The organism is Isoptericola sp. NPDC019693 (assembly GCF_044389085.1).
Taxonomy (GTDB): Bacteria; Actinomycetota; Actinomycetes; order Actinomycetales; family Cellulomonadaceae; genus Isoptericola.
In genome coordinates, this window is sequence record NZ_JBIRXP010000001.1 from 163,108 (window position 1) to 189,221 (window position 26,114).

Consider the following 26,114-nt stretch of genomic DNA (forward strand, 5'->3'; position numbering starts at 1 on the left):
GTGGACGGAAGGGCGGCCGTGCCCGCGCGCGGGGCGCGGGCACGGCCGCGGGGTGTCAGTCGACGGGGTAGGGGAAGTCGGCGGTGACGCCGATCTGGTCGTACTGCATCTGCGAGGCGTCGAAGTCGTCCTCCCAGCTGCCGTTGGTGACCTCGTTGCAGTCGTAGGACTGGTAGGACTGGTCGGTGGTCCTGCCGACCTCGATGTTGGAGAAGGCGAACGCGCAGCCGCCGGCGTCCATGTGTACGCCGCGGGTGCCGCTGTCGGGCATCGCGCCGGCAGGGTCGGGGACGACGTCGCCGATGACCATCTGGTCGACGGTGTTCTGCACCGGGTGCGGCTCCTGGTTGTCCACCCCGTACGTGTAGAACGCGCCCATGTCGCCCGAGTCCAGGCCGGCCTTGTCGATGCGGATGTACCGGAACGTGTTGTTGTCGGTGTACTGCTCGCCGTCCTTGACCTCCGGCCGGGACTCGAGGCTGATGCCGTAGCGGGCGGAGTGCTTGACGTGCACGTGCTCCACGAGGTTGTCGCCCGTGTCCATGAGCTCGATGCCGGAGGCGTCGCCCGGGACCAGCTCGCCGACGTGGTCGATGGAGAGGTTGCGGAACGTGTGCTGGTGGGTCAGGTCGCCCTCTCCCGGCCAGCCGCCCTCGACCTTGATGCCGTCTGCCCCGAGGTTCTCCAGCAGGGAGTCCTCGACGGTCAGGTGGTCATTCGCGAACAGCGCGTAGACGCCAGTGAAGCCGGTGTCGCGCACATGCATGCCCGTGAGAGTGATGTGCGAGGTGTTCTCGAGGGTGACGGCGCCGAAGCGGTTGCGGGGCATCTCGATCTGGCGGTCGTACTCGGGGTACTCGTGCGGGACGCCGGCGTCTCCCGCGCTGGTCCAGCCCGCCCGGTACCAGCCCACGAAGTCGGAGTACTGCACGCCGAGACCGTCGAACGTGATGTCGTGCGCGCGGTCCTCGGGGGAGTCGCCCTTGACGTCCACGAGCGTCGTGACCGTCGGTCGCATGACGGTCACGACGTCCATCGAGCCCGCGGCCGGCTTGTAGTAGAGCTCGCCCGCCTCGTGGTCGAGGTAGTACTCGCCGGCCTGGTCGAGGAAGTCGAGCGAGTTCTGCAGGAAGTAGCGGGAGCCGCTGCGGCTGTTGATCATCGCGTAGCGGGTCCAGTGGTCGAGGATGATCTTGTTGTCGGTGTCCTTGACGTCGGCGTTCTTGATCGGCACGGTGTCGGTGAACCAGCTCCACGAGCCCCCCGACCAGATCGTGACCTGCGCCGGCCAGCCGGTGTACGAGCCGAGGTCCGCCGTCTCGTCCCACTCGCCAGGGTTGTAGCCGATCTGGTCGCGGACCCCCTCCTTCTCGGGCTCGATCAGGCGCGAGAAGAGGTACGGCGCGTGGGTGTCCTCGCTCGTGCGGTTCGGGTGCCGCGCGGTGGTGGCGCGGTCGCCGTCGACGAACAGGGTGAAGAAGGGGGCGTCCAGGTCGACAGGGGCCCTGTAGATGCCGTCCTGGTAGGGCTCCCAGCCGGTGACGGGCTCGGCGCCGACGAGGTTGGCCTTGCCGGGGCCGTCGGCGGAGCGGTAGATCACCTGGTGGCCGTTGTTGCCGGAGTCTTTCTCGGTGAACTCGATGGTCTCGTCGACGGGGTAGTCGCCCTCGGCGAGGTTGACCACGATGTCGCAGCGCATCTTGCGCTCGTGGTTGAGCCCGAGGTCCTGGATGTGGTCGCGGGCCTTGTCGAGGGTGGCCCAGGGCTTCTTCTGGCTGCCGTCGCCGCGGTCGTCGTCGCCGTCGGGCGAGACGTAGAGCTGCGGGCATCTCGCCGTGCTCGTCGTGGTGGCGGCGTACGGGTCGAAGGCCGTGGCCCCGATCCCGGCGGCGGCGACCACGGCGAGGGTGACGACCGCCGCGGTACTGGTCCTGATCCATCGTCTGGACATCGGTGTCCTTCCGGTCGGTGTGGAGCGGGAGAGGAACGGGGGCGGGCCGTGCCCGCGCGCGGGGCGCGGGCACGGCCGCGGGTCCTACTCGACGTCGAACGGGAACTCGTCGGTGACGCCGATCTGGTCGTACTGCATCTGCGAGGCATCGAAGCCGTCCTCCCAGTTGCCGTTGGTGACCTCGTTGCACTGGTAGGACTGGTAGGACTGGTCGGTGGTCTTGCCGACCTCGATGTTGGAGAAGGCGAAGCCGCAGCCGCCGGCGTCCATGTGCACGCCGCGGGTGCCGGAGTCCGGCATCGCGCCTGCGGGGTCGGGGATGACGTCGCCGATGACCATCTGGTCGACGGTGTTCTGGATCGGGTGCGGCTCCTGGTTCGCGACGCCGTAGGTGTAGAACGCGCCCATGTCGCCGGAGTCGAGCCCCGCCTTGTCGATGCGGATGTACCGGAACGTGTTGTTGTCGGTGTACTGGTCGCCGTCGACGACCTCGGGACGGGACTCGAGGCTGATGCCGTAGCGGGCGGAGTGCTTGACGTGGACGTGCTCGACCGTGTTGTCGCCGGTCGACATGAGCTCGATGCCGGCGGCGTCACCGGGCACGAGCTCGCCGACGTGGTCGATGTAGAGGTTGCGGAAGGTGTGCTGGTGGCTGAGGTCGCCCTCGCCGGGCCAGCCGCCCTCGACCTTGATTCCGTCGGCGCCGAGGTTCTCCAGCAGCGAGTCCTCGACGGTCAGATGATCGTTGGCGAACAGCGCGTACACGCCCATGAAGCCGGTGTCCCGGATGTGCATCCCGGTGAGGGTGATGTCGCTGGTGTTCTCCAGCGTCACGGCGCCGAACCGGTTGCGGGGCATCTCGATCTGCCGGTCATACTCGGGGTACTTGTGGACGTCCCCGGAGTCGCCGGCGCTGATCCAGCCGGCGCGGTACCAGTCGACGAAGTCGGAGTACTGCACACCGAGACCGTCGAACGTGATGTCGTGCGCCCTGTCCTCGGCGTCGGCACCCTTGACGTCGATCACGCGGTCGACGGTGGGCTTCATGATGGTGACGTCCTCGATGTCACCGCGGGGGATGTAGTACAGCTCGCCGGCCTCCCGGTCCACGTAGTACTCGCCCGGCTTGTCCAGGAACGGCATCGCGTTCTGGATGTAGTAGCGCGACCCGCTGCGGCTGTTCATCAGGGCGTACCGCGACCAGTAGTCGAACGTCGCGAATCCCTTGCGATAGTCCGCGCCCCCGATCGGGATCGTGTCCGTGAACCAGCTCCACGACCCGCCGGACCACACCGTGATTTGGGCGTCCTTGAGCGGGTTGCTCTCCGCGGTGTCGTCCCAGGCGGGGTCCCAGTCGCCGTCCTTCCAGTAGAGCCACGAGCGGACGGCCTCCTTCTCGGGCTCGCCGAGGACGGAGAACAGGTACGGCGCCTGCGTGTCCTCGGACGTCCGGTTGGGGTGGCGTGCCAGCTCGGTGCGCTCGCCGTCCTCGAACAGCGTGTAGAACTGCTCGTCCGGGGCGAACGTCGTCCGGTAGATGCCGTCCTGGTAGGGCTCCCAGCCGGTGACGGGCTCGGCGCCGACGAGGTTGGCCTTGCCGGGGCCGTCGGCCGACCGGTAGATCACCTGGTGGCCGTTGTTGCCGGAGTCTTTCTCGGTGAACTCGATGGTCTGGTCGACGGGGTAGTCGCCCTCGGCGAGGTTGACCACGATGTCGCAGCGCATCTTGCGCTCGTGGTTGAGCCCGAGGTCCTGGACGTGGTCGCGGGCCTTGTCGAGGGTGGCCCACGGCTTGCGCTCCGTGCCCTGGCCGCGGTCGTCGTCGCCGTCGGGCGAGACGTAGAACTGCGGGCACTTCCCGGCGCCCTGGGAGCTCGCGGCGTACGGGTCGAAGGCCGTGGCCCCGACCCCGACGGCCGCGACCGCGCTGACCGCGACGACCGCCGCCGTGCCGGTCCTGATCCATCGTCTGGACATCGGTGTCCTCTTCTCGTGAGTGGTGCGGGTTGGTGGCTGGTGGGTGGTTTCAGGCCGTCGGCCGGACGACGTAGGTGGCGCCGCGCCGCGTCTCGAACACGGCGAGCCCGTCCTCCGGGCGTTCCACGCGGACGGGGCCGTCCGGCCCGGTGACGCGCACGGAGCCGTCGGTGCGCAGGCGGACGGTGCGGCCGAGCAGCGAGCGCACGCGCGCGTGCTCCAGGCGGCCGGCGGACCACGTCATCGTGATCTCGAAGCCCCCGCGGGTGCGCAGGCCGCGCACGCGCCCCTCGGGCCAGGCCTCGGGGAGGCACGGCAGCAGCCAGACCTCGCCGGAGTGGGACTGCAGGAGCATCTCGTTGATCGCCGACGTGCCGCCGAAGTTGCCGTCGATCTGGAACGGCGGGTGCAGGTCGAACAGGTTGGGCGCCGTCCGGCCGGGGGAGAGCAGCTGCGTGAGGTGCGCGTACGCACCGTCGCGCTGCAGGAGCCGGGCGCGGATGTTCATCTTCCACGCCAGGGACCAGCCGGCGGTCACCGCCGGGCCGCGCAGCTCGAGCGAGCGGTCCGCCGCTGCCGCGAGCTCCGGCGTCGTGCGCGGCGTGATCTGGTCGCTCGGGAACACGCCCCACAGGTGGGAGACATGGCGGCTGGTCTCGGTGGCCGCGTCCTCCCAGTCGATCAGCCACTCCTGGAGCTGACCGAGGTAGCCAACCTGGTTCGGGGGCAGCTGGTCGCGCGCGGCGAGGGCCGCCACGGCGGTCTCGCGGTCGAGCCCGCCGAGCTCGGTCGACGCCTTGTCGAACGCGGTGAACAGGTCGCGCAGGATCTGCATGTCCATCGTCGGCCCGGCGCACAGGCTCACGCCCTCGTCGTCGTCCTCGTGATGCTTGAGCTCGGGGGAGTGCGACGGGCTCGTGACCAGGTAGCCGGTCGCGTCGTCGACGACGAGCGTGTCCAGGAAGAACTCGACGGCGCCGCGCAGCACCGGGAAGTACTCGCGCAGGGTGTCGAGGTCGCCGGTGTACTCGTAGTGCTCCCAGAAGAGCAGCGAGAGCCATGCGCCGCCGGTGGGCCACACGCCGTAGAAGGCGTGGTCGACGGGGGCGGTACCGCGCCACAGGTCGGTGTTGTGGTGGGCAACCCAGCCCCGGGCGCCCCACATCTTCTGCGCCGTCCGCGCCCCCGACTCCGCGAGCTCCTCGACCATCGCGAACAGCGGGCGCCAGCACTCCGCGAGGTTCGACGGGCCGGCGGGCCAGTAGTTCATCTCGCAGTTGATGTTGAGCGTGTACTTCGACTGCCAGGCGGGCAGCATCTCCGCGTTCCAGAGCCCTTGGAGGTTGGCGGGCTGGCCTGGCGTGCGTGAGCTCGAGATCAGCAGGTACCGGCCGAACTGGTAGTACAGGGCAGCCAGCTGCGGGTCGCCGCCGACCCGGAACGCCGCTACCCGCTCGTCGGTCGGCAGGTCGGCGGCCGACGACGTGCCAAGGTCCAGGTCCACGCGCCCGAACAGCTCTTGGTGGTCGCGCACGTGCGACCGGCGCAGGACGCCGAAGCCCTTGACGCCCGCCCGCTCGAGCGGCGGCGCCGCCTGCTGGAGCGGGTCGCCGGCCACGTCGAGGTAACTGCGGTGGCTGGTGCCGATCGTGACGAGCAGCGTGACCGCGTCGGCGCCGCGCACCCGCAGCGACGTCTCATCGCACACCACCGAGCCGCCGTCGGCGACGGCCCGGGCCAGGGCGACGAACCGCACTTCGCCCTCGAGGCCCTCGGCCTCGCCGGAGCGCCCTTCGAGGGCGAGGGTCCGGCCGTCGTGCGCCAGGGTGGTCGTCTCCTGCAGCGACGTAAACGAGGCGTCGACCGAGACGGCGCCCGGCGCGTCCGCGCGCAGCCGCACGACGATCGCCTGGTCGGCGTGGCTGACGAACACCTCGCGGGTGTGCCGCACGCCGTCGGCGACGAACGTCGTGGTGGTCACCGCGGTGGTGAGGTCGAGCGACCGGCGGTACTCCGCGACGTCGTCGGTCAGCCCGGGGAAGGCGAGGTGCAGGTCGCCGACGGGCTGGTACTGCATCTGCTCCGTGGGCCGGCCCATGAAGCGCGCGTCGGCGAGCCGCTGAGCCTCGGCCCAGCGCTCCTCCACCAGGAGGCGCCGGATCTCGGGCAGGGCCTCGGCGCCGCCGGGGTCGGCGTAGTCGTGCGGGCCGCCGGCCCAGACGGTGTCCTCGTTGAGCATGAGCGTCTCGGTGGCGACGCCGCCGAACACCATGGCGCCCAGCCGACCGTTGCCGACGGCGAGCGCCTCCAGCCACGCGGCCGCGGGCCGGGGGTACCAGAGCTCCAGGGGGTTGGCCTCGGCGTCGCCCGGGGCCGCGTCCCCGGTGGCGGCCCCGGCCGTGCCGGCACGGGCGCCGCCGGCCAGCACGACCGCTCCGGCCGCCGCGGCGCCGGTCGATCTGAGCAGGTCTCGTCGGGTGAACGAGGTCATCGCATCCACATCCCTCTCGTCGTCCGTCTCGTCGTCGAGGCCACGAAAGGTCGAACGGCTGCCCGTGCGGTCGGGCGTCGTCGCCTTCGGTACCGGAACTGCAGGGTGTCGCTGGGGTGCTGCCGCGGCCGGTGGAGGCCGGGCAGCCCTGCCCCGCCGTCCTCGCCTCCCGAGGTGTTCAGGGATGCGGTGCCGCGATGGATCGAATGTAGTACATCACATGTAGTACAAGTCAACAGATCGAGAGAAGGCCCGGCGCTCCGGACGGCGATGGTGCCGCCGGGAGGGCCGGGCCTCGGGTCGCGCTACTCCTGGGGGCGGCGGCGCGCCCAGGACGACGTGATGTGATCGCGCATCGCGGCCTCCGCGCCGTCCGCGTCGCCGGCCGCGAGGGCTTCGAGGATCCGGGTGTGGCCCTCGTGCGTGGAGCGGACGTCGTCGACGCTCGGTGTGCCGCTGTACTGCGGCGAGTGCAGCGCCTTGCCCTGGACGCTCGAGACGATCGCTCGGCCGAACGCATCGCGGGAGGCGCGGTGGATCAGCTCGTGGAACTCGAGGTCGACGCGCGCGTACGCGACGGGGTCGTCGACGAGGCCCGCGAGCTCGTCGAGCTTGGCGGCGAGCGCGTCCCGCTGCTCGGCGTCGAGCAGGCCGGCCGCGCGCCGGGCCATCGCGCACTCCAGGGTGGTGCGGATCTCGATGAGGTTGTCGAGGTAGACGAGGCGGTCCTCGCGCTGGAAGAGCGCGTCGAGGACGAGCGGGTCGAGCAGGCTCCACTGGTCCTGGTCGAGCACGATCGTGCCCCAACCCTGGCGTGACGCGACGAGGCCCTTCTCCACCAGGGCGGTGGTGGCCTCGCGGATCACGGTGCGGCTGACCTCGTACTGCTCGCAGAGCGCGCCCGCCGGGGGGAGGGCGCCGCCCGGGGGGTACTCGCCGACGACGATCGCCGTGACGAGGCTCTTCACCACCGCGGCGGCGAGCGGCGGGCGGTGTCGCTGGGGGCGGGGCACCGCTCCGGCGGTCGAGGGCGTCGTTGTCATGTCGTCCGGGCTCCGTTCTGCGTCGCGGCCTGCGCTGACGGCCACCCCGAGCGTAGCGGAGGCTTGCGCACTCATCACTCGTATCATAAGTTATGACTCAGCCGACAGGCTCGACGAGGCGCTGGCACCCAGCCGCTGCACCTCCCACGACCCGGCCTCGAGACTCGCGCCGACGGCGGCGCGTGCGGAGTAGGAGCAGCGGATGCGCATCACGGGATACCGGACCCTCACCACCGTCCACCGATGGGGGCGGCCGGTGGGCGACGTCAACGGCGTCGTCGCGGACGGGGTGACCGAGGTACCGGTCGTGCTCCTCGAGACGGACGCCGGCGTCACCGGCGTCGGCCTCGGGGCGAGCGGCGACCTCGACCTGGTCTTCGGCGCCCTCGAGGGGCAGGACCCACGGGCGGTGACCGCGCTCTACGACCGGATGCTCGCGTTCGTCTTCAAGTCCGGGCACGCCGGCAGCACGTTCGGCACGATCGGCGCCTTCGACATGGCGCTGTGGGACCTCAAGGCCAAGCTCGCCGACGAACCCCTGTGGCGCACGCTCGGCGCGGCCGACCGATTCGTGCCCGGCTACGCGTCCGGGCTGGAGTACGCGCTGCCCGACGACGCGCTCGTCGAGCTCTACGAGCCGTGGGCCGAGCGCGGCTTTACCGGCGCCAAGGTCAAGGGCGGCCTCGACGTCGACCGCGACGTCAAGCGGCTGGCCATCGTCCGCGACGTCCTGCGCGAGAACACCGACCACCCCGACCTCATGTACGACGTCAACGAGGCGTGGGGCCGCCACCAGGCCGTCCGGTTCGCCCGCCGCGTCGAGGACCAGGTCGACATCATGTGGATCGAGGAGCCGGTGCGCCGGTGGGACGTCGCCGGGCACCGGGCCGTCGCCTCCGAGCTGCGCGCGGCGGTCGCCACGGGGGAGAACCTCACGGGCCTGGAGCAGTACGGGCCCCTGCTCGACCGCGACGCTGTGGGCGTGGTGCAGGCGGGCAGCGTCTGGGGCATCACGCACTTCTTGCGGGTCTCGGTGCTCGCCCTCGGCCGGGACCTGCCGGTGAGCCCGGTGGGCTACAACGCGAACCCCGTCGCGCACGCGTCCGCCGCCGTGCCCAACCACCTGGTCACCGAGGTGCAGGACCTGTCGTGGCCCGTGGGGCTGCGCGTGGACCAGGAGATCCAGGACGGCGGGATCGTGCTGGGCGACGCGCCCGGCCTCGGCATCGAGGTCGACGAGGACCTCATCGCCACCAACCGCGAGTCCGGCACCTGGGCCGTGCCGTCGGGCCCCCACGTGCGGCCCGTCGACGCCGGCCTGCGCCTCGCGCGGCGACGTGCCGGAGGGCAGGCGTGAGCGCAACACCCGTGCAGGCCCGGCCGCGCGCCGTGCTGGCCTTCGACCCGCCCGGGCTCGTGGAGCGCGTCTTCGGGGCCGACGGCCTCGAGCGCCTGAACAGCGTCGTCGACCTCGACCCGGAGGTCGTCGTCGAGGTCGCGTCCCAGGCCGCGCGCCGCCGGCTCGCGGGCGCCGAGCTGCTGGTCGCCGGCTGGGGCGCCCCGTCCCTGCCGGCGGAGCTCCTGCCGCGGCTGCGCGCCGTCACCTACGCGGGCGGCGTCGCGCGCACGTGCCTCGCCGACCCGGCGGCGCTCGCGGCGCGCGGGGTCACGGCGTCGAACGCCCGGGCCGCCAACGCCGTCCCGGTCGCCGAGTACGCGCTGGCGATGATCCTGCTCGCGAACAAGAAGGCGCACGCGGCCGAGCGGGCCTACCGCGAGCGGCGCGCGGCCCCGGACGCCGAGCGCCTGTTCACCGGCACGGGCAACTACCGCCGCACCGTGGGGATCGTCGGCGCGTCGCTCGTCGGCCGTCGCGTCGTCGAGCTGCTGCGGCCGTTCGACCTCGACGTGCTGCTGTTCAGCCCGGAGCTGGCACCCGGCCCGGTGCCGGGCCTTCCCGGAGCCCGTGCCGCCGGCCTCGACGAGGTCGCCGCGCGCAGCGACGTCCTGTCGCTGCATCAGCCGCTCACCCCCGAGACGGCGGGGCAGGTCGACGCCCGGGTCCTCGGCCTCATGCCCGACGGCGCCACGCTGGTCAACACCGCCCGCGGCGGCGTCGTCGACGGCGAGGCGCTGCTCGCCGAGCTGCGCTCCGGCCGGATCGACGCGGTGCTCGACGTCACCGACCCCGAGCCGCCCCCGCCGGACAGCGAGCTGTGGAGCCTGCCGAACGTGGTGCTCACCCCGCACCTCGCGGGCTCCACGGGCACCGAGCTGCGCCGGATCGGCGACTCCGTCGCGGCGGAGGTCGAGCGGTTCGCCCGGGGGCTGCCGTTCGCGCACCCGGAGGAACTGGAGGCGTCGTGACGACCGAGGTGCGCGAGGATGCCACCCGCAGCAACGAGGCAGGAGGACGCATGGCGGCAGGACAGGTAGGCCCCGACGTCGCGGCGCTCGCGCGCTGGATGCGCACGTGGGTGGGCGACGAGGGGCAGATCAGGGGCTTCCACAACCACAGCGTGTGGGGCACCAACCCGGCGACGTTCGTCGACTTCACCAGCGGCCACCAGGCGTTCTCCGCCCCGGCCACCGCGGCGTTCGGCGAGGTCCTCGCGAGGTGCCCCGACGACCGCGGGCTCGACCTCTGGCGCCGGATGATGCTGTTCCAGGCGCGGACGGTGCAGGACGACGGGCAGTTCCGCCACATCGGATTCCAGGTGGGGGAGTCGGCCACGGCGGGCCTCATCCACAACATGGTGGGCTGCCTCGGCCTGCTGGAGGGGCTGCGGCACGCCGGGCACCTGCTCGCCGACGAGGAACGCGTCGAGGTGCTCGCGGCCGTCCGGCGCGACCTCGACGCGTGCCGGGCCTACGGCGGCAGCCGGCCCACGCTCGACGGCACGGTGAACCAGGAGTACGCGCGGGTCTGGGCCAAGCTGCGGTACGAGGAGCTGAGCGGCGACGACGTGTACGCCGCCGAGCTCGAGGACGACCTCGACGCGCTCGTGCGCCTCAGCCACGTGCGCGGGGTGCCCGACGGCGGGTCCGTGGGCGTCTTCCGCCAGCCGACCGACCGCGAGGGGGGTGGCATCCTCGAGCCCGCCGAGTACTACGGGCTCATGGTGGTGCCGCTCGTGCTGGGCGCGCGCCGGTTCGGCCGGCCGGACCTCCTCGACGAGGCGGTCGCGGTCTGTCGCCACGTCGCGCGGTCCGCGTGGACCGACGACGCGGGCTGCACGCGGTTCCACCGCTACTGGTACGTGCGGGGCGACACGCACCTGCTCTCGACCACGCCGATGCTCGTCGCCGGGATGGGGCTGAGCCTGTACGGGATCGAGGAGGTGCTCGCCGACGTCGACGTGCCCGAGCTGGGCGAGTTCCGCGACGCGTGCTTGCGCACGTACGCGCACTACCAGTCGCCCGCCGGCCCGTTCGTGTCGGCCACGGGCTGGCACCACGAGGCCGACGTCGCGCCGAGCACGGCCTGGCACGCGCACGACCTGCTCTTCCTGGCCCGCCACGCACTTGCCCGGGGCGACGTCGACGCGTCGTTCTGGGACGAGGTGTTCGCGGACCCCGACCGGCAGGCGGTGATCCTCTCGGACCGGGCGTTCTGGGCCGAGGACGGCGTGCACTGGTGCATCCTCAGCCCGTACACGGCCGGGGACCTCAGCATCTTCGGCCGCAAGGACCGCGACACGTTCGCGCGGTCGTTCTTCGCCTGGACGGACAAGGAGCCGCTGCCGGCGGAGCTCGAGTACCCCGACGCGCCGGCGTTCTTCGTCGCGGACGAGGGGATCTACCGGATCGACGGCTCGGACCGGTCCACGGACGTGACCGTCGTCGGCCCCGTCTCGTTCCGAGGTCGGCTCGACTAGGGGCTGGTGGCGCGCCACCTCTCACATGTAGCATGTATGACAAGTGGTCCTCGTCCTCGAGGACGACGCACCCACCCAGGGAGACAACGATGTCAGCAAGGTTTCGGCGCGGGGCGATCGGCGCCTCCGCGCTCGGGCTCGTACCCGTCCTCGCCCTCACGGCCTGCAGCTCCGGCGACGGCGGCGGCAGCTCGGGCGGCGGCGACCAGGTGCGGATGCTCGTGAACATCACCGACAACCTCACGCAGGCGAAGTGGGACGAGCTCGTCGCCCCCTTCGAGGAGGAGACGGGGATCGACGTCAAGATCGAGGGGCCGAGCGGCCAGTCGGTCGCCGAGACGTTCCCGACGCAGCTCGCGGCCGGCACGGCGCCCGACGTCATCCAGTCGATCTTCCCCACCGAGGACACGGCGCCCGAGATCCTCGACCTGTCGGAGTACGACTGGGCGCAGGACACCCCGATGGCCGACCTGTACTCCACGGACGGGGCGATCAACGTGGTGGGCGTGGGTATGCAGGCCCAGTCGCTCCTCTTCTACAACAAGGACCTCTTCTCCAAGGCCGGCATCACCGAGCCTCCCGCCACGTGGGAGGAGATGGACGCCGCCCTGAAGGCCCTGCAGGACGAGGGCGTGAAGAAGCCGATCGGGTTCGCCTCCGAGTGGGCCACCGGCGTCCAGGTGCAGGAGATCTGGCACCCGCAGCAGAACCTCACCACCCCCGGGTGGCAGCAGGCCGTGGCCGGGGGGTCCTCGACCCTCGGCGACCAGTTCCAGCCGATGTTCGAGCACGTGGCCGACTGGATCGACGCCGGCTACACCACGGCCGACGACGTGGCCACGGACAGCGGCACCCAGGAGGCCAACTTCATCGCCGGCGACGTCGGGATCTACCCCATGGGCTCCTGGTTCACCACGACGCTCGCCGGCTCGCCGCCCGAGTTCGAGGTCGGGATCTTCGCGCCGCCCGTCGACGACGCCGCGGACCAGCCCGCGCCGATGGGCGCCACGATGGCGTTCCCGTACATGGTCTGGAACGGGACGCAGGCGAAGGACGCCGCCACGCAGCTGGTGGAGTACCTCGTGACGGACGAGGACGCCATCGCCGCCCAGGCGGAGATGGACAACTTCAACCGCGAGGGCCTGGACACGAGCGCGAACCCGTACGCGGGCCAGGTCCAGGAGCTGCTCGACGCGGCGCCGTCGTTCGTCGTGCCCGGCAACCAGACGGTGGGCGACTTCGCCCTGCCGGTCGCCGGCTTCAACGAGAAGTTCACCGAGGTCGCGCAGGGGCTGTGGCAGGGCACGACGCCCGCGGACGCCGCAGGCCAGCTCACGGCCTGGTACGACGCGGAGGCAGCGGGCTGACATGGCTCGAGCGAGGACGGCACGCGTGCTGGGGAGAAGGGGCGCGCTGGGCCGGGGCCTGATGACGGTCCCGGCGGCGCTGGTCTACATCGGTCTCATGGTGGTGCCGGTCGGGTACGCCGTCTACTACTCGTTCACCGAGTACAACGGCATCCCGAGCCAGACGCCGGAGCGGGTCGGGCTGAAGAACTACACGCGGATCTTCACCGACCCGACGGGCGACATGCACTCGTCGCTCTGGGTCACCGGGATCATCGCGGTGGTGGGGGCGTTCGCCGTCAACGCGATCGCGCTGGGCCTGGCGCTGCTGCTGCGGCGGACCACGCCGTTCACCGCGTTCGCGCGGGCCGTGATGTTCTACCCGCACGTGCTGTCCGCGCTCATCGTGGGCTTCCTGTGGCAGGCGATCCTCGGCCCGCAGGGCGCCGTGAACAACCTGCTCACCGGGTCCGGCCGGTCGGCCCTGCCGTTCCTGTCGGACCCGGGCTGGGCGCTCGCGACGATGATCGCCGTCATCGTGTGGGCCCAGCTCGGCGTCCAGCTCGTGCTGTACCTGGCGGGCCTGCAGGCCGTGCCGGCGGACCTTCAGGAGGCGGCGACGCTCGACGGCGCCGGCCGCGTGCAGGTGTTCCAGCACGTCACGTGGCCGGCGCTCGCGCCCACCGTGACGGTGACGATCGTGACGTCGGTGCTGTCGCTGCTCAAGGTCTACGAGGTGGTGCTCGGGCTGACGAACGGCGGCCCCGGGGACGCCACGCAGACCTGGGCCTACGAGATCCTCGCCGTGTCCTTCGCCAACAACAAGGTGGGGCTGGCGTGCGCGCAGGCGATGCTGCTCATCGTCGTCGCCGGGATCCTGTCGTTCACGATCATCGCGCTGCGCAGGCGCGCCGAAGAGGGAGCGGAGGCGCTGTCATGAGCCTGACCGCCAGCCGGTCGGCGCGGTCGCGCACGACCCTGCGGAACGTGGCCATCGCCGTCCTGTCGGTCGCGATGCTGGTGCCGCTGTACATCGTCGTCGTCAACGCGTTCAAGCCGCAGCAGGAGATCCTGCTGTCGCCGCTCGGGTTCGACCCGGCCACGGCCACGACCCAGTTCCTGCAGGACGCGTGGACCAACCCCAACTTCCCGGTCGTCTCGGGCTACGCGGTGACGCTGTTCCTCGTGGTGGCGTGCAACGTCGTCGCGATCGGGGCGTCCATCCCGACGGCCTACGTCATCGCCCGCACGCCCACGGTGCTGTTCCGGTTCCTGCTGATGTTCTTCGTCGCGGGGATGTTCATCCCGGCGCAGATCATCCTGGTGCCCGCGATATTCGTGCTGAAGGCGCTGCACCTCATGGGGACGCTGCCGGGCCTGGTGCTCTTCATGTCGTCGACGATGATCCCGTTCACCCTGTTCATCTTCACCGGGTACATCCGCATGCTGCCGAGGTCCCTCGACGAGGCGGCGGCCATCGACGGCGCGAGCCAGCAGCGGGTGCTGTGGCGGATCGTGTTCCCGCTCATGAAGCCGATCGTCGCGACGGCGTTCATCCTCAACGCGCTGAGCGCGTGGAACGACTTCGTGAGCCCGCAGCTCATCCTCGGGCCAGGGTCGTCGTTCCGGACCATCACCACCGGCGTGTACGCGGCCGTGTCCTCGTACACCACCAACTACGAGATCGTCTTCCCCACCCTGCTGCTGGCGGTGGTGCCGATCCTGCTCATCTTCGTCCTCATGCAGCGGCACGTCATGGGCGGCCTGTCCGCCGGCGCGGTCAAGGGCTGACCCGCGCACCCCATCCCTCTCGCACCCGTCTCTCGCCTGTCCAGGAGGACCGCATGACCCTCGACTTCACCGACCCGGCGCAGGTCGCCCGGGCGATCCAGTACACCAACGTCAACCCCGACCTCACGCGCGACGGCATGACGAAGCACCTCGAGACCTGCGCGGCCTACGGCTTCGACGCCGCGATGATCGCGCCGTACTGGGTGCCGCTGGCGAAGGACGTGCTCGCGGGCACCGGCGTCAAGGTCGCCTCGACGCTGAACTTCCCGATGGCGAACGACACCGCCGAGATGCGGCTCGCGGCGCTGCGTGCGCTCGTCGCCACGGGCGTCGACGAGTTCGACTTCCCGCCGCACCCGGGCCTGCTGCTCGGCGGCGACGAGGACCTCTACGCCCGGGACATCGAGGACGTGGTCCGGCTCGCGCACGCTGAGGGCGTGGCCGTGAAGGTCATGCTCGAGTTCGGCTTCTTGCCCACCGACGACCTCAAGGTCCGCGCCACGCGGATCGCGTACGAGGCCGGCGTCGACTGGGTGAAGCAGTCGTCGGGCTGGGGCAAGGGCGGACTGGAGGCGACCGAGCACGACGTCCGCCTGCTCGCCGAGAACGTCGAGCCGCCCTGCCGGGTCAAGGTCTCCGGCAAGGTCAACTCGCTGGAGAAGATGCAGCGCCTGTTCGAGGCGGGCGCCGAGCTGGTCGGCACCAGCTCCGGGCCCGCCATCGTCGACGGGCTCGTCGGAGACCCGGACGCCTACTGACTCACGACGACGCGACACGAAGGGGAGCGATGAGGCTCACGGTGGTGGGGAGCTACGCCAAGGCTCTCGTGATGACGGTCGACCGGCTGCCCGAGGCGGGGGAGACCCTGCTCGGGCGGGCGTACCGCGAGACGTACGGGGGCAAGGGCTCCGACATGGCTGTCCAGGCCGCCCGCCTCGGCGCCGACGTGGCGTACGTCGGGGCGGTGGGCGACGACGCCCACGGTGCGGAGTTCCGCGCCCTCATGGCGGCGGAGGGCGTCGACGACTCGCGCGTGACGGTCGACCCGGCCGCGCCGACGGGCGTCGGGTTCATCGTCAAGGACACCGCCGGGCGCAACCTCATCGTCGTGGACAAGGGCGCCAACGACCGGCTCCTGCCCGAGGTCCTGGACCGCTCTGCCGACGTGCTGCGCGGGGCGGACGTCGTCCTCGCCCAGCTCGAGATCCCGCTCGGCTCGGCGCTGCACGCGCTGGGCGTCGCGCGGGCCGCCGGCGTGCCGACGGTGCTCAACCCGGCTCCCGCCGTGGACCTGCGGGGCGTCGACCTCTCGGCCGTGGACGTCCTGACGCCGAACGAGCACGAGGCGCGGGTCGCGCTGGGCCTGCCGCCCGGCGACCCCACGCCGGTCGAGGAACTCGCCCGCCGGCTGCTCGCCCTCGGGCCGCGGGCCGTCGTCGTCACGCGCGGCGAGGACGGGGCGCTCGTGGCCGACGCCGCGGGCGCGACGCCGGTGCCGACCGCGGCGGTCGACGTCGTCGACTCCAACGGCGCGGGCGACAGCTTCAACGCGGCGCTCGCCGTCGCGCTCGGGGAGGGGCGCGACCTGCGGGACGCCGCCGCCTTCGCCGGCGTCGTGGCGGCGCTGTGCTGCGAGCGCTGGGAGACGGTGGCGTCCTACCGGACGCGCGCCGAGGTCGAGGACTTCCTCGCCACCACGAAAGCCATGACGAAGGAGAGAGCATGAGAGGCGGACGGATCCTGCACCCCGGGCTGGCCGGGGCGCTCGCGACGCTGGGGCACACCGACGTCGTGCTGGTGACCGACGCGGGGTTCCCGATCCCGCAGGACGCGCACCGGGTCGACCTCGCGCTGACGCGCGGGCACCTCGACGTGCGGACGATCCTTCGGGTGCTGCTGGAGGAGGTCTTCGTCGAGGAGGTGCACATGGCCGGCGAGGTGCGGACGCACCACCCGCGGCTGTACGGCGACGTGCAGGACCTCTTCACCGGATCGGGCGCCACGTTCCACGGCACCACCCACGGGGACCTCATCGAGCACTGGGCGCCGCGGGCCAAGGTCGTGGTGCGCTCCGGCTCGTTCGAGCCCTGGGCGAACTTCGCGCTCGTCGCGTCGACCGCGCCGTTCGAGTGGTTCGCCGACGACGACGTGACGATCCTGCCGGAGTACGTCGAGCGGCGGCGGCTGATCACCGAGGGCGTGCGGCCCGCGCTCGGGTAGCACGCCCCCGGTGGGCAGCCGGGTGATCGTCAGGCGTCGTCGAGCGCCGCCAACCAGTCGGCCCAGTACGCCTTCCACAGCTCGGCCTCGGCCGGGGAGCCGAGGCGCTCGTGGGTCACGGTCAGGCGCAGCCGCGACCCGACCGGGTCCGGTGAGAACATCGCCACGCCGTGCTCGCCGTCGTCGTCGGACACGCCGAACCGGGGGCTCTTCACGCCGGGGCGGGACCGTGGCGTGAGCGTGAGACCGGGCACGAGGTCGGCGCGGCCGGCCTCGTCGTCGAGCAGCGCGCGCAGCGCGTCGCGGTCGACGTCGAGCAGCCGCGACCGGCTGACCGAGAACGTGCCGTCGGGCCGCTGGCCGGGCACGCGCAGGCCGGTGATGCGCTCGTAGCCGACGGTGACGGACTGCGCCCACCAGCCGGACACGCCGTGCGCGTCGACCAGCCAGGCGGCGATCGCGGTGTGCCCGGCGTCGCGGCCGGGCCCGGCGTCGACGAGCGCGACCCACTCGTCCCACCCGCGGCCGGTGCTCTCGCGGATCGTGTCGTCGGAGAGGTCGGGCTCCGAGACCCAGGCTCGCGGGGCACCTGCCGGGGCGGTGGCTGCGGCAAGGAGGGTGCGGCGCGCGGCGCCGTACTTCTCGCCGGTGGCGGCCATGCGCGCGCGGACGCGCTTCTTGAACGACTCCTGCGTGGTCATGAGGACTCCTGCGTGCTCGCTCGGTGCGCCACCCGCGGCTCGCGCCCGCCGGCAGGCACCGGTGAACACGGTGTCCTGACCGCGTCGAGCACTCGAGGTCCCCTCTGCCCCCACCGCTCGCGCGGTCCCGGCGGCGCGAGCGCCGGTCCGGGGGTCGGGCGGGACGCGCCGCCCTGCCGACCAGGATAGAGGCCCTTCCCGGACGCCGCGCGAAGCCGCGCGTGCGTCGGTGGCGCGTGCCACTCTCGTCGCATGTCCACCTCTCCCGGGCGTGCCCCGGTGACCCCCTTGGTCGACCTGCAGGGCAGGTCGGCGTGGAGCGTGCTCCCGCCGCTCATCCTCGGCTTCTTCATGATCATGGTCGACACGACGATCGTGAACATCGCCATCCCCACCCTGACCGAGCAGTTCTCGGCCTCCCTCATCGAGGTGGGCTGGGTGAACAGCGCCTACCTGCTGTCGTACGCGGTGCTCATGCTGCTCGCGGGGCGGCTCGGCGACCGGTACGGCCAGAAGGCCGTCTTCATCGTCGGGCTCGTGGTGTTCACGACGTTCTCGTTCCTGTGCGGTTTCTCCGGCAACCTCGGCCAGCAGCCGGAGATCGGCTGGCTCATCGGCTTCCGGGTCGTGCAGGGGGTGGGCGCCGCGATGATGACGCCGCAGACGATGTCGATGATCACCCGCGTGTTCCCGCCCACGCAGCGCGGCGCGGCGATGGGGCTGTGGGGCGCCACGGCGGGCGTCGCGACGATCGCCGGCCCGCTGCTGGGCGGCGTCTTCGTGGAGACCGTCGGCTGGGAGTGGATCTTCTACGTCAACATCCCCGTCGGTGTCGCGGCGCTCTGGTTCTCGGTGGCGCGGCTGCCGCACCTGCCGTCGCACGGGACGACGATGGACCCCCTCGGCGTGGTGCTGTCGGTGCTGGGCCTCGGGGCCGTCGTCTTCGGCCTGCAGGAGGGCGAGAACTTCGACTGGGGCCACATCTGGGGCCCGTTCTCCGTGTGGACGACGGTGGGCCTCGGCGTGCTCGTCCTCGGGGTCTTCGTCTGGTGGCAGCACCGCCAGGGCCCGCGCGCGCTGCTGCCGCTGCGGCTGTTCCGCTCGCGCAACTTCTCGCTCGCCAACGTCGACGGGATGGTCGTCACGTTCGCGATGATCGGGATCTTCTTCCCGCTGACGATCTACCTGCAGTCGATCCTCGGCCTGACGCCCATCAGCGCCGCGCTGGTGATGATGCCCGGCTCGCTGGTGTCCGGCGTCGTGGCACCGTTCGCCGGGCGGCTGTCCGACCGGGTGCCCGCCAAGTGGGTGGTCGCGGCGGGGTTCGCCGCCATCGCCGGCGCGGTCCTCTGGCTCGCGGCGGTGCTCGCCCCCGACCTGTCGCCGTACGTCCTGCTGTGGCCGATGGCGCTGTTCGGCCTCGGCACCGGGCTCACGTTCTCGCCGCTGTCCAACCTCGCGACGTCGGGGCTCGACGCGCGGACCGCCGGCGCGGGCGCGGGCGCGTTCAACACCAACCGCCAGGTGGGTGGCGTCATCGGGTCCGCCGTCGTCGTCGCGACGCTCTCGGCGCGCCTCGGGGTGACCGTCCCCGCGGCGGCGCAGGACTTGGCCACGCAGCTGCCCGAGCAGTACCGCCAGGCGTTCGTGGACGGGATCTCGCAGGCGAGCGGCAGCCTCGGCACGACGGCGGTGGGGTCGGTGCAGCTGCCCGACTCGGTGCCGGCCTCGGTCGCCGAGCAGGTGGGTGCCGCGGCCCAGCAGGCGTTCTTCGCCGGTTTCGCCGACGCGGCGGCGCAGACGCTGCTGCTGGTCGGTGCGGTGCTCGTGATCGGCGTGGTGAGCGCGGCCGCGATGTCCCCGGTGCAGCACCGCGAGCCCGTCGCGGCGGCGCGCTGACCGCGCTGACCGGCGCCCGCGCGCCCGGATCACGACGACGGCGCCGCACCTCCGGGCGGAGGTGCGGCGCCGTCGTGTCGCCTCGGGTCGGACGCCCGATCAGACGCCGACGTCGTCGGTGAAGTCGACGTGCGTGGTGTCCTTCTCGAGGAAGAGCGCCACGAGGGTGACGAGGGCCATCACCGAGAGGTAGACGCCGACGAGCACGGGCGAGTCCGTGATGCCCCACAGCCAGACCGCGATGAACGGTGCGACGGCGGCGCCGAGGATCGACGACACGTTGTACGCGATCGCGGAGCCGGTGTACCGGACGTTCCCCGGGAACAGCTCGGGCAGGATGGCGGCCATCGGGCCGAACGTCAGCCCCATGAGCGTGAAGCCGAGGATGAGCAGGGCCATGACGCCCGTCGTCCCGCCGCCGAACAGCGGCACGAAGAGCAGGCCGAAGACGGCGATCGCGCCCGTGACGACGAGGAGGTGGCCGCGGCGGCCGAACCGCTCCGCGAGCGGGCCGGACACCAGCGTGAAGATGCCGAAGAACACCACGCCGATGATCAGCATCCAGAGGAAGTCGACCTTGTCGTAGCCGAGGCCCGGCGGCACGTCGGACGCCGGGGTGGTGCCGTACGTCAGGGTGAACGTCGTCATCAGGTAGAAGAGCACGTACGTCGCCAGCATGATGAAGGTGCCGGAAACGATCTTGCGCCACGAGGTGCGGAACACGGCGGCGACCGGGACCTTGGCGACGGCCTCGGCCTCGACGACCTTCTGGAACGCCGGCGTCTCGATGAGCTTGAGGCGCACCCACAGACCGACGATCACGAGGATGGCGCTGGCGAGGAACGGCACGCGCCAGCCCCAGCTCTGGAACTGCGCCTCGCTCAGGGACGTGGACAGGCCGATGAACACGAGGTTGGCCAGGATGAAGCCGATCGGGGCGCCGAGCTGGGGGAACGTGCCCCAGATGGCGCGCTTGCCGGCGGGAGCGTTCTCCGTGGCCAGCAGCGCGGCGCCGCTCCACTCGCCGCCGAGGCCCAGGCCCTGGCAGAAGCGGCAGAGGACGAGGACGGCGGGGGCGAGCACGGCCCATCCCGGCGTCGAGGCGCTGGGGATGAGACCGATGACCACGGTCGCGATGCCCATCGTCAGGAGCGAGGCGACCAGCGTGCGCTTGCGGCCGATCCGGTCGCCGAAGTGGCCGAAGAGCACCGACCCGACGGGCCGGGCGACGAACGCGGCCCCGAACGCGGCGAACGACGCGAGCAGCGCCGTCGTGGGGTCCTGGTTCGGGAAGAACAGCGCGGGGAAGACGAGCGTGGCGGCGGTGGCGTACGCGTAGAAGTCGTAGAACTCGATGGACGTGCCGACGAGCGAGGCGACGACGACGCGGCCGCGCGAGTTGACGGCCGGCGTCGGTGCGCTCGTGGCACCCGACGTGACGGAGGTGGACATGGTCGACGACGATACGACCGCCGTCCCGCATCATGAACATTCGTCTCAGAGTGCGGATCGCGTCCCGCTGCGTGCGGGTGCCCGGGGCGTGAAGGTGTGGTGAACGTGAATAAGCCCGCCGCGGAGCGTGTTGGCACGGCCGTGCCGGGCGAGGCAGGATCGACGGCGCCGCTGGGCCGACACGACCGACGCGACCCGGCACCACTGCATCCGTAACGACGGGACGAACACGACGACATGAACGATCTGCTGCACGTCAACGGCGGGACTCCTCTCGAGGGCACCATCACGGTGCGGGGGGCGAAGAACTTCGTCTCCAAGGCGATGGTGGCGTCGCTGCTGGGCGAGTCGGCGAGCGTGCTGCGGAACGTGCCGCAGATCCGTGACGTGGGAGTGGTCACGGGGCTCCTGGAGCTGCACGGGGTGACGGTGAAGTCGGACCCCGACGCCGGGATCCTGGACCTCGACCCCTCGAACGTGGAGTCCGCGCACGTGGCGGACATCGACGCGCACGCGGGCTCGAGCCGCATCCCGATCCTGTTCTGCGGGCCGCTGCTGCACCGGCTGGGCGAGGCGTTCATCCCGGACCTGGGCGGCTGCCGGATCGGCGACCGGCCGATCAACTACCACCTGGACATCCTGCGCCAGTTCGGCGCCGTGGTGGACAAGATGCCGAACGGCATCCAGCTGCGTGCGCCGCGCCGCCTGCAGGGCACCAAGATCTCGCTGCCGTACCCGTCGGTCGGCGCCACGGAGCAGCTCCTGCTGACCGCGGTGCGGGCCGAGGGCATCACGGAGCTCACGGGTGCGGCGATCGAGCCGGAGATCATGGACCTGATCGCGGTGCTGCAGAAGATGGGCGCGATCATCTCCGTCGACACCGACCGGGTGATCCGCATCGAGGGCGTGGACCGCCTGGAGGGCTACTCGCACACGGCGCTGGGCGACCGGATCGAGACGGCGTCCTGGGCGTCGGCGGCGCTGGCCACGGGTGGCGACGTGACGATCAAGGGCGCGACGCAGCCGGAGATGATGACGTTCCTCAACACGTTCCGGAAGGTCGGCGGCCGGTTCGACGTGCAGGAGGACGGGATCCGCTTCTGGCACCCGGGCGGGGACCTGGACCCGATCGTGCTGGAGACCGACGTGCACCCGGGGTTCATGACGGACTGGCAGCAGCCGCTGGTCGTGGCGCTCACGCAGGCCAAGGGGCTGTCGATCGTGCACGAGACGGTGTACGAGAACCGGTTCGGGTTCACCGACGCGCTGCGCAAGATGGGCGCGACGATCCAGGTCTACAAGGAGTGCCTCGGGGGTCGCGACTGCCGGTTCGGGCAGCGCAACTTCCACCACTCGGCGGTGATCTCCGGCCCGACGCCGCTGTCCGCGGCGGACATCGTCGTGCCGGACCTGCGGGGCGGGTTCTCCCACCTGATCGCGGCGCTGGCGGCGAACGGGACCTCCACCGTGCGCGGGATCAGCCTGATCGACCGCGGGTACGAGTCCTTCCAGGACAAGCTCGTCGCGCTCGGCGCCGACGTCTCGCGCGGCTGACGCACCTCGACCACGGGGCCGGGAGGTAGGCTCTGGCCCCGTGCCGATCGCCCGTCCTGACTCCCGTGGTTACCGCCTCGTCGCGCGTATCGTGCGGCCGCTGCTGTTCTCGATGGTCCGCTACGACTGGGACGGCGGCGCGGAGAACCTGCCCCGCGAGGGCGGGTTCATCGCCGCCGCCAACCACGTCACCGAGTTCGACGCCCTGACCCTGGCGCACTACCTCTTCGACAAGGGGTTCGAGCCCCGGATCCTCGCGAAGCGCGGGCTGTTCACGGCGCCGCTGGTCGGGTCGGTGCTGCGCGCCACGCGGATGATCCCGGTGGACCGCGGCACGTCCGCGGCGGCGAGGTCGCTCGAGGACGCGGGCACACAGCTCGGCAGCGGCGCCTGCGTCGCGATCCTGCCGGAGGGGACGCTGACGCGGGACCCCGACCTGTGGCCCATGGACGGCAAGACCGGGCTCGCACGGATGGCGCTGGCCAGCAGGCTCCCGGTCGTGCCCGTCGCGCAGTGGGGCGCCCACAAGATCCTGCCCCGGTACGGTCGCCTGCTGCGCCCGTTCCCGCGCAAGCCCGTGACGATCGTCGCCGGGCCGCCCGTGGACCTGTCCGACCTGTACGACCGGCCGATCGACACACAGACCCTGCGCGAGGCGACCAACCGCGTCATGGACGCGATCACCGTGCAGCTCGCCGAGGTCCGCGGCGAGGCGGCCCCGGCCGCCCGTTTCGACCTGCGCAAGCACCCTGAGTACGAACGCAAGCAGACCGTCTACCCGCCCGTGGAGCGCCCATGACGAACCCGACCACCGCACCCTCGTCCGGGAACCCGTCGACGCCGACCCGTGTCGCCGTCCTGGGCTCCGGGTCCTGGGGGACGACCTTCGCGATGGTCCTCGCCGACGCGGGCTGCGACGTCCGGCTGTGGGGTCGGGACGCGGCCGTGGCCGACGAGGTCACGACCCGGCGCACCAACGCCAAGTACCTGCCCGGCATCGAGCTGCCGCCCATGACGGGCACCACCGACGCCGCCGTGGCGCTGGCCGGGGCGCAGATCGTCGTCGTGGCGGTGCCGTCGCAGGTGTCGCGCGCCACGCTCACCGGCATGCGCGACCTCGTGGAGCCCGACGCCGTGATCGTCTCGCTGATGAAGGGCGTGGAGCTCGGCACGGACGAGCGCATGAGCCAGGTCATCGTCGAGGCGCTCGACGTCCCCCTGTCGAGGGTGGCCGTGGTGTCGGGCCCGAACCTCGCGGCGGAGATCGCCCGCCGCCAGCCCACGGCGACCGTGGTGGCGTGCTCCGACGCGTCGGCGGCACGGTTCGTCGCCGAAGCGTGCTCGAACTCCTACTTCCGTCCGTACACGAACGACGACGTGGTCGGCGTCGAGCTGTGCGGCGCCGTCAAGAACGTCATCGCCCTCGCCGTGGGCATGGCGCAGGGGCGCGGGTTCGGCTCCAACACGGTCGCGACCGTCATCACCCGCGGGCTCGTGGAGATCACCCGGCTCGGCCTGGAGCTCGGCGCCGACGCCGCGACCTTCGCCGGGCTCGCAGGCATGGGAGACCTCGTGGCGACGTGCACCTCGCCGCTGTCGCGCAACAACACCTTGGGGCGCCACATCGGCGAGGGGATGTCGCTGGAGGAGGCGGTCACCGCCACCGGCACGACGGCCGAGGGGGCCAAGTCCTGCCGCTCCGTGCTCGACCTCGCCCTCAAGCACGGCGTGGACATGCCGATCACGGCCGGGGTCGTCGCGGTGCTCTACGAGGGCCTCCCGGTGGAGGAGATGGCGCGCGGGCTGCTCTCGCGCCCGCAGAAGGCCGAGGGCGTCGGCGGCTGACGCCCGCCGCCGCGGCGGTCAGTCCTCCCCGGGGTCCTGCACGTCCACCACGACGCGCGCCGGGTCCTCCAGGGCGAAGACGCGGAACGGCAGGCCGGGCTCGTCCACCCCGACGAACGCCGTCGTGTACCCCTCGAACCAGAACCGGTAGACGACCTCCTCGACGGCCTCGGTGTCCTCGGGGTCGATCGTCGCGCCGTCGTACTCGGTGATGTCCGGGTCCTCGCCGGGCATCGCCATGCCGGACAGGCGCACCTGGAGCACGCCGTCGCCGTCGACGCGCACCGGCTCGCCGCTGCCGTCGTCCGCGGCGACGTCCACGTACTCGACGCTCCAGCCGGGGGTGCCCTCGCCCTCGAGGTCGAGCACCACGCGGTCGAACCCGTCGTGCCGGGCGACCCGGACGTCCGTGACGACGAGCGCCGCGTCGCGGCTCGGGTCGGCGGTGTCGGCGGACGTGTCGGCCGCGAACGGCACGTCGGTCGGGGGATCGTCGCCGGCCGGGTCGTCCCCGGTGGGGCTCGCCGCCGGGGTATCCGTCGGCTCCGGGGACGCCGACGGCGCCGAGCCGGGGCCGTCGACGTCGGGTGCGTCACCGGCGCACGCGCCGAGCGCGAGGGTGAGCAGTGCCGCCGCGGCCGTGGCCGCGCCACGACGAGCTCTCGGACGGGCCCTGGTGCTGGTCATGGCGTTCCCCCTGGTGTCGGCCGCCGCGCGGCGGTGGCACGACCGTAGACAGCCGCGGGCGGGAGCGCACCGCGAGACCGGGCTCAGGCGACGGCCCCGCTCCGCAGCGCCTGGTCCAGGTCGGCCCACAGGTCCTCGACGTCCTCGACGCCCACGGACAGGCGCAGCAGGTCCTCGGGCACGGTCGGCGACTCGGTCGCGAACCGCCGGCGCCGCTCCAGGGTGGACTCGACGCCGCCGAGGGACGTGGCGGGCACCCAGAGGCGCACGGCGGCGACGACGGCGTCGGCGGCGGCGGGACCGCCGTGCGGGCGGACGCCGAGGATCGCGCCGAAGCCGTTCATGAGGCCGGCCGCGCGCGCGTGACCGGGGTCGTCGGGCAGCGACGGGTGCCGCACCTCGGCCACGCCCGGGTGCTCCGCGAGGCGGCGGGCGAGCGCGGCCGCCGAGGCGTTCGCCCGCTCCACCCGCAGGTGCAGCGTCCGCAGGCCGCGCAGCGCCAGCCACACCTCCATCGGGCCGGGGATGGCGCCGTGCAGCGTGCGGTACGCGCGCAGCCCGGCGGCGACCTCGTCGTCCCGGGTGACGGCGGCGCCCAGCACGACGTCCGAGTGGCCGGCGAGGTACTTGGTCACCGAGTGCACGACGACGTCCGCGCCGAGGTCGAGCGGACGCTGGCCGAGCGGCGTCGCGAACGTGTTGTCGACGACGGTGCGCACGCCCCGCTCGCGCGCGGCCGCGAGGATAGCGGGCAGGTCCGCGACCTCGAGCATCGGGTTGGTCGGCGACTCGGCGAGGAGCACGTCCGCGCCGTCGAGCGCCGCGACGACCTGGTCGGTGTCGGCGATGTCGACCCGGCGCACGTCCACGCGGTGCCGTGCCGCGAGGTCGTCGAGGTAGCCCAGCGACACCTGGTAGGCGTGCCGCGGCACGACGACCGCGCCGCCGTCGGGCACGTCGCCCACGGCCGCGATGACGGCGGCCATCCCGGAGGCGAAGGCGACGCCGTGCGCGGCGCCCTCCAACGCGGCGAGGGCCTCCTCGAACGGGTGCCACGTCTCGGTGTCCATCCGTGTGTACAGCAGCTCGCCCGGCGCGGTGACGCCCTGGTTGACGTAGGTGGAGCTGAGCACGACGGGCGGGTTCACCGGGCCGCCCTGGACGCGGGGCGGGCGGCCCGCCGTGACGGCGAGGGTGGCGGGGGACAACGGCGCCTGCGGTCCGGTCGGGTCGTGCGTCATGCTGCGCAGCGTACGACGGCGCGCCCCGGCGACGACGC

General features: G+C 72.1%; 21 protein-coding genes. 13 read left to right on the plus strand and 8 right to left on the minus strand.

What is annotated here, in order from left to right:
- Positions 1 to 55 precede the first annotated feature (55 nt).
- From ACH436_RS00785 to ACH436_RS00800, 4 genes are all read right to left on the minus strand, one after another.
- Positions 56 to 1,951 (minus strand): right-handed parallel beta-helix repeat-containing protein, encoded by a 1,896-nt coding sequence (locus ACH436_RS00785; RefSeq protein WP_430558278.1) that lies wholly within the window; start codon positions 1,949 to 1,951, stop codon positions 56 to 58.
- 84 nt (positions 1,952 to 2,035) lie between these two features.
- On the minus strand, positions 2,036 to 3,928 hold the full coding sequence (locus tag ACH436_RS00790) for a right-handed parallel beta-helix repeat-containing protein (RefSeq protein ID WP_430558279.1): 1,893 nt from the start codon (positions 3,926 to 3,928) through the stop codon (positions 2,036 to 2,038).
- A 49-nt stretch (positions 3,929 to 3,977) separates the two neighbouring features.
- Complete coding sequence (locus tag ACH436_RS00795) at positions 3,978 to 6,419, minus strand: glycosyl hydrolase family 95 catalytic domain-containing protein (protein ID WP_430558280.1); 2,442 nt, start codon at positions 6,417 to 6,419, stop codon at positions 3,978 to 3,980.
- A gap of 305 nt (positions 6,420 to 6,724) precedes the next feature.
- A complete protein-coding gene (locus tag ACH436_RS00800) occupies positions 6,725 to 7,462 on the minus strand; it encodes a FadR/GntR family transcriptional regulator (protein ID WP_430558281.1) in 738 nt (245 codons plus the stop codon).
- Between the two features lie 202 nt (positions 7,463 to 7,664).
- Between ACH436_RS00800 and ACH436_RS00805 the strand changes: the two genes are divergently transcribed.
- From ACH436_RS00805 to ACH436_RS00845, 9 genes are all read left to right on the plus strand, one after another.
- Complete coding sequence (locus ACH436_RS00805) at positions 7,665 to 8,819, plus strand: mandelate racemase/muconate lactonizing enzyme family protein (protein WP_430558282.1); 1,155 nt, start codon at positions 7,665 to 7,667, stop codon at positions 8,817 to 8,819.
- Positions 8,816 to 9,829 (plus strand): hydroxyacid dehydrogenase, encoded by a 1,014-nt coding sequence (locus tag ACH436_RS00810; protein WP_430558283.1) that lies wholly within the window; start codon positions 8,816 to 8,818, stop codon positions 9,827 to 9,829. Before ACH436_RS00805 ends, ACH436_RS00810 begins: the two co-directional genes overlap by 4 nt.
- 50 nt (positions 9,830 to 9,879) lie before the next feature.
- Entirely contained in the window at positions 9,880 to 11,340 is a 1,461-nt protein-coding gene (locus ACH436_RS00815) for a hypothetical protein (RefSeq protein ID WP_430558284.1), read from the plus strand.
- 89 nt (positions 11,341 to 11,429) lie between these two features.
- Positions 11,430 to 12,707 (plus strand): ABC transporter substrate-binding protein, encoded by a 1,278-nt coding sequence (locus ACH436_RS00820; protein ID WP_430558285.1) that lies wholly within the window; start codon positions 11,430 to 11,432, stop codon positions 12,705 to 12,707.
- A gap of 25 nt (positions 12,708 to 12,732) precedes the next feature.
- Positions 12,733 to 13,626 (plus strand): carbohydrate ABC transporter permease, encoded by an 894-nt coding sequence (locus ACH436_RS00825; RefSeq protein WP_430558286.1) that lies wholly within the window; start codon positions 12,733 to 12,735, stop codon positions 13,624 to 13,626.
- A complete protein-coding gene (locus ACH436_RS00830) occupies positions 13,623 to 14,477 on the plus strand; it encodes a carbohydrate ABC transporter permease (RefSeq protein ID WP_430558287.1) in 855 nt (284 codons plus the stop codon). The genes ACH436_RS00825 and ACH436_RS00830 overlap by 4 nt, the downstream gene beginning before the upstream one ends.
- 53 nt (positions 14,478 to 14,530) lie before the next feature.
- Positions 14,531 to 15,235 carry a deoxyribose-phosphate aldolase gene (gene deoC / locus ACH436_RS00835; protein WP_430558288.1) on the plus strand — a complete coding sequence of 235 codons (705 nt, stop codon included), beginning with the start codon at positions 14,531 to 14,533 and terminating at the stop codon, positions 15,233 to 15,235.
- A gap of 29 nt (positions 15,236 to 15,264) precedes the next feature.
- Positions 15,265 to 16,203 (plus strand): ribokinase, encoded by a 939-nt coding sequence (locus ACH436_RS00840; RefSeq protein ID WP_430558289.1) that lies wholly within the window; start codon positions 15,265 to 15,267, stop codon positions 16,201 to 16,203.
- Positions 16,200 to 16,697 carry an RbsD/FucU domain-containing protein gene (locus tag ACH436_RS00845; RefSeq protein ID WP_430558290.1) on the plus strand — a complete coding sequence of 166 codons (498 nt, stop codon included), beginning with the start codon at positions 16,200 to 16,202 and terminating at the stop codon, positions 16,695 to 16,697. Before ACH436_RS00840 ends, ACH436_RS00845 begins: the two co-directional genes overlap by 4 nt.
- 29 nt (positions 16,698 to 16,726) lie before the next feature.
- Here ACH436_RS00845 and ACH436_RS00850 read toward each other — a convergent pair whose 3' ends face one another.
- Positions 16,727 to 17,398 (minus strand): DUF4287 domain-containing protein, encoded by a 672-nt coding sequence (locus tag ACH436_RS00850; protein ID WP_430558291.1) that lies wholly within the window; start codon positions 17,396 to 17,398, stop codon positions 16,727 to 16,729.
- 252 nt (positions 17,399 to 17,650) lie between these two features.
- Here ACH436_RS00850 and ACH436_RS00855 point away from each other — a divergent pair, with 252 nt between their 5' ends.
- Positions 17,651 to 19,297, plus strand: coding sequence for a DHA2 family efflux MFS transporter permease subunit (locus tag ACH436_RS00855; RefSeq protein WP_430558292.1), 1,647 nt, complete (start codon positions 17,651 to 17,653; stop codon positions 19,295 to 19,297).
- A gap of 99 nt (positions 19,298 to 19,396) precedes the next feature.
- On the opposite strand, the gene ACH436_RS00860 is transcribed toward ACH436_RS00855, so the two are convergent.
- On the minus strand, positions 19,397 to 20,749 hold the full coding sequence (locus tag ACH436_RS00860; protein ID WP_430558293.1) for an MFS transporter: 1,353 nt from the start codon (positions 20,747 to 20,749) through the stop codon (positions 19,397 to 19,399).
- Between the two features lie 237 nt (positions 20,750 to 20,986).
- Between ACH436_RS00860 and murA the strand changes: the two genes are divergently transcribed.
- Genes murA through ACH436_RS00875 form a run of 3 tightly spaced genes read left to right on the plus strand, consistent with a single transcriptional unit; the run spans position 20,987 to position 24,148 of the window.
- Positions 20,987 to 22,303 (plus strand): UDP-N-acetylglucosamine 1-carboxyvinyltransferase, encoded by a 1,317-nt coding sequence (gene murA, locus ACH436_RS00865; RefSeq protein WP_430558294.1) that lies wholly within the window; start codon positions 20,987 to 20,989, stop codon positions 22,301 to 22,303.
- A 40-nt stretch (positions 22,304 to 22,343) separates the two neighbouring features.
- Entirely contained in the window at positions 22,344 to 23,102 is a 759-nt protein-coding gene (locus ACH436_RS00870) for a lysophospholipid acyltransferase family protein (protein ID WP_430558295.1), read from the plus strand.
- Complete coding sequence (locus ACH436_RS00875; RefSeq protein WP_430558296.1) at positions 23,099 to 24,148, plus strand: NAD(P)H-dependent glycerol-3-phosphate dehydrogenase; 1,050 nt, start codon at positions 23,099 to 23,101, stop codon at positions 24,146 to 24,148. Before ACH436_RS00870 ends, ACH436_RS00875 begins: the two co-directional genes overlap by 4 nt.
- 18 nt (positions 24,149 to 24,166) lie before the next feature.
- Here the strand turns inward: ACH436_RS00875 and ACH436_RS00880 are convergent, their stop codons facing one another.
- Positions 24,167 to 24,835: a hypothetical protein gene (locus tag ACH436_RS00880; protein ID WP_430558297.1), complete on the minus strand. Its 669-nt coding sequence runs from the start codon at positions 24,833 to 24,835 to the stop codon at positions 24,167 to 24,169.
- Between the two features lie 83 nt (positions 24,836 to 24,918).
- Entirely contained in the window at positions 24,919 to 26,076 is a 1,158-nt protein-coding gene (locus ACH436_RS00885; protein ID WP_430558298.1) for a trans-sulfuration enzyme family protein, read from the minus strand.
- Positions 26,077 to 26,114: the final 38 nt, after the last annotated feature.